The 3422-nt window shown below is 67.3% G+C and carries 6 protein-coding genes and 2 pseudogenes; all 8 read right to left on the bottom strand.

The features are described 5' to 3' along the window. Window positions 1-836: pseudogene (locus PKD06_RS18205) on the bottom strand (hypothetical protein); the annotation flags it as partial. 12 nt (window positions 837-848) lie between these two features. Further along, complete coding sequence (locus tag PKD06_RS18200) at window positions 849-1349, bottom strand: hypothetical protein (RefSeq protein ID WP_324382637.1); 501 nt, start codon at window positions 1347-1349, stop codon at window positions 849-851. After that, the gene (locus tag PKD06_RS18195) at window positions 1333-1539 is read right to left on the bottom strand and encodes a hypothetical protein (protein WP_324382634.1); all 207 of its coding nucleotides are present in this window, start codon (window positions 1537-1539) and stop codon (window positions 1333-1335) included. Before PKD06_RS18195 ends, PKD06_RS18200 begins: the two co-directional genes overlap by 17 nt. Window positions 1540-1546: 7 nt before the next feature. Next, entirely contained in the window at window positions 1547-1933 is a 387-nt protein-coding gene (locus PKD06_RS18190) for a helix-turn-helix domain-containing protein (protein ID WP_324382641.1), read from the bottom strand. After that, window positions 1860-2021, bottom strand: a complete 162-nt coding sequence (locus PKD06_RS18185; protein WP_324382632.1) for a hypothetical protein — start codon at window positions 2019-2021, stop codon at window positions 1860-1862. Before PKD06_RS18185 ends, PKD06_RS18190 begins: the two co-directional genes overlap by 74 nt. Then, window positions 1963-2622: a hypothetical protein gene (locus PKD06_RS18180; protein ID WP_324382631.1), complete on the bottom strand. Its 660-nt coding sequence runs from the start codon at window positions 2620-2622 to the stop codon at window positions 1963-1965. Before PKD06_RS18180 ends, PKD06_RS18185 begins: the two co-directional genes overlap by 59 nt. A 46-nt stretch (window positions 2623-2668) precedes the next feature. Continuing rightward, window positions 2669-2938: a hypothetical protein gene (locus tag PKD06_RS18175; RefSeq protein ID WP_324382629.1), complete on the bottom strand. Its 270-nt coding sequence runs from the start codon at window positions 2936-2938 to the stop codon at window positions 2669-2671. Then, window positions 2935-3422, bottom strand: a pseudogene (locus PKD06_RS18170) (hypothetical protein); the annotation flags it as partial. The gene PKD06_RS18175 and the pseudogene PKD06_RS18170, both read right to left, overlap by 4 nt.

The following is a 3422-nucleotide window of genomic DNA, read 5'->3' as shown; positions in this document are numbered from 1 at the left end:
GGGGCGGCGGGGGCCTGCGCGGGCTGCCCCCCGAGCCCCGCCATGAACCGCTTGCCGTAATCGCCGACGCTGGTCCCGAGCTGGTCGCGGCGGCCGAGATCGTTCATGCCGCCTTCGCCCGCGAACCAGGCCCGCGCGGCGCCCTCCGGCCCGTATTTCGCGGCATACTGGCCGAACTTCGCCTTGAAGACCGCGTCCTGCGCCTCCTGGCTGTTCAGGAATTCCTGCGGCGTCAGCGACCGCCCCAGCACCTCCTGCGTCCAGGACGGGATGTTCGCGCCCATGACCTGGAACCGGCCATAGGCCCGGTCGCCCGTCTTCGTGACCGGCCCGAGCGCGTCGTAGCGCCCGCCGGATTCGATCCCCGAGACGGCCCCGGCATAGGGCCCACCCGCGCCGCCCGCGGCAGGCTGCATGCCGCCGAGGCCGCCGAGGCTCCCGACCTTCTGCGCGGGGGCGCCCGGGGAGGGAGAGGCGGGGGCGGGAGCGGTCGGCTCCTCCCCCGGCAGCGTATAGGCCCCGAACCCTTTCATGGCTTCGGCGCCCATCGCGCGCCCTTTGGCGGCGTTGTCTCCCGTCACCCACAGGGCCGCAGCCTGCGGGTTCCTGGACATGACCTTGGCCGTCGCCGGGTCGATCCCGAGCTTGGTCAGCGCCATTTCGGTGGCGCCACGCGCCATTTCCTCGTCGCTCTGCTTGTTCCGGGCCTGGATCGCGGCCGGGAGACCAGCCAGGGGCGCCGTCCGCGGCGAGGTCAGGAGGGATTGTCCGACCGCCCCGAGGATGTCGCCGATGTCGTAGCCGCCAAGGCCGCCGAGCCCGCCGATATTCGCCATGTCGCATGCCCCCTATGCCGAGCCCGAACACGAGCTGACCTCGATGGCCTCGCTCAGGGTCGCTTGAAGATTGTCGTGGTGGCCCCGGATGGAGGCCGCGAGACGCAGGACGTCATCGCCCGTCCCGGCCGTCTCATCGCGAAGAATGGTCCCGAGCGTGCCGAGATCGATCGACGCCCCTTCGACCTCGCTCACGATCCGCGCGCGCAACGCTTCGAGGCGTCCGTCCCTGTCGATCGGCGCAGCCGGTGTCTCGGTCGGGATCGAGATCAGCTTGCGGAGATCGTCGGCGAGGTGGACCATGCCGCGGAAGGACACGATGGCGTCAGCGGCCGCTTCCGACATCTGGCGGATCGCTGCGGCGGTGGCGTCTGTTTCCTCGACAGCGAAACGCAGCCGGGCCCGGATTTCGTCCAGGCGATCGGCGGCGATATCGAACTGCCGGAGCGCAAGAGCCCGGCGCACCTCGATCGCCTCGGCGACGGCGTTGATCGTTTCAGGCGCGACCGGCACGGCCATGCTCCCGGCGGATATCGCCCCGTGAAAGCCGAGCCTCGATCGCAGCCCGGACGAATTCCGAAAGGGAGACATGCTCACGGTCGGCCGCTTGACGAAGAGCGTCCCGCAGGCCGCGGGGAATGCTGGTCGTCAGCTTGTCGGGGTAGCGGCCCCGGCCGTCATCGAAAGGAGCGGCGTCGAACATGCCGCAGTTATTCAGATAACTCCTCATTCAGGCTATGCAGTTTTGTGGAATTTGTGGAGCACATGGACCGCTCGAAGTAACCCAATACGAGATCGCTGCTGCGGTCGCCGGCAAGATAGGCACGCAATGCCAGTGTATCGTTGTCGAGGAACATCGCGAGCGCGACCTTCGACACGAGCCAGATGCCCCCGACCTTGCGGCCGATATCGTTCAGCGAAGCCCAGCGCCGAACCGTCTCGACGGAGAAGCCCGACAGATCGGCGGCGGCCTTCAAGGTCAAAGCTTCGCGACGATCGAAGGGGATGAGGACCTGCGGGACGTCACGGCGCGAACGCTCGCAGGAGCCGCAGGATTTCGGAGAGGCGCCGCCGCTCTTCGACGGCCTCGCGGGTATGGCGTCCATGCCGATAGGCTCCATTCCGCTCAGCCTTCGGCGCGCCGGCTCGGCCGCCGTGCATCCGGCACCGCAGCTTGCCCTTCATCGCTGGCGAACAGCACGGCGTTCCGGAGCGGGTCTTGGCTCCACATCTCCGAACCGTTCTGAGGCTCAAGGGCTCGTTCGTCTGGCGCTGCATGAGATTGCTCCTCCGATTTCGATCGACCCCGTCGCGAACCCCGCCCCATCCTGCCGATGATCGCGGCCTGTCCGCCGGAATTGACGGTCGTGTGCTGCACGACGACGGTCTGCTTGCCGCCCCGCCGCATCTTCTGGAACGTCTCGATCTGCGCGAGGAAGGTGCGCTGGAACTTCGTCGCCGCATTGGCCCGCGTCTCCAGGAGTTGCGCATTCGGCGCCCTGGTGACACCGCCGACGAGGCCGAACGAAACGGCGTGCGTGACGGCGATCTGAAGGGCGAGGGCCGCTTCGACCTCGTTCTTCGGCTTCAGCGCCGCGACCATGGCAATGACGCTTTGCAGGGTGTGCGTCGTCGGATGGCCTCCCTCCAGGGCCAGTGCCTGGAAGATGAGATTGACCTGCTCCTCCATGAATTCGAGACTCGACGTTCCGAAGACATCGGCAAGGTTCGTGGGGACTTGGATGGCAAGGACACCGTCCTTCGGCACGAGGTTGATCTTCGGCAACGGCTTCTTCCTGCCCCGCGGGCGGGCCATTTTCGGAGCAGGAGCCTCAGCCATGGATCACCTTCAGGTTCGGGGAATGGAGCGAGGCGAGGCTCGACAGAATGCGCCGCCGATCGACCGCGCCGAGCCGCCCGAATGCAGCCTCCGCCTCGGCCAGCATTTCGGGGTCTTCACCGCTGATCTCCGCCCGCAGGAGGGCGAAGGCGGCGGCTTCTCCGCGCGGGCCCGTCAACACCTTCACGAGGGCGCGCAGGCTGCGGAGCCGAGCCATACGCTCGATCGGATCGAGATCGGAGAGGAATGGACCCCATGTCATCGCGCGACCCTCCGCAGCTTGCCAACAGTGGTTGGGGAGACGCCGGCACGGCGGGCGATCTCGCGATCGGAAAGGCCAGAGGTTTCCGGGCTGTCCAAGATGGACATCACGAGGGCACGCCGCCCCGAGGCGGTGGGGTGTCTAGAATGGACGCCGGCCGCAGGAGCGGCCCGATCCTGTCCGAGGTCACCCATGTCATGCAGGTGCCTTTCGGATGAAGGATGGGCACAATCTGCCGACCCTTGGGCCTGTCCATTCTGGACGCTCGAAGGGTGCGCAGATTGTGCGGACCCTTCCGCCAGCCGGGCCACATCGGCGCGGAGGGTCGCGAGCCAAGCCGCGTCTTCGGAAGCATCCCGGTATATGTCGCTTTCGTAGACGATCCCCATCCAGTCGAGGCGAGCCATCACGTCATCGAGAGAGCCGGCTGGCAGCTTGTCGAGGGCTACCTCCAACAGCGCGATCCGAGCCCGAACGAAATCGG

Source organism: Enterovirga sp., from assembly GCF_035325185.1.
Taxonomy (GTDB): Bacteria; Pseudomonadota; Alphaproteobacteria; order Rhizobiales; family Beijerinckiaceae; genus Enterovirga.
This window is presented reverse-complemented; position numbering and strand designations above follow the sequence as displayed.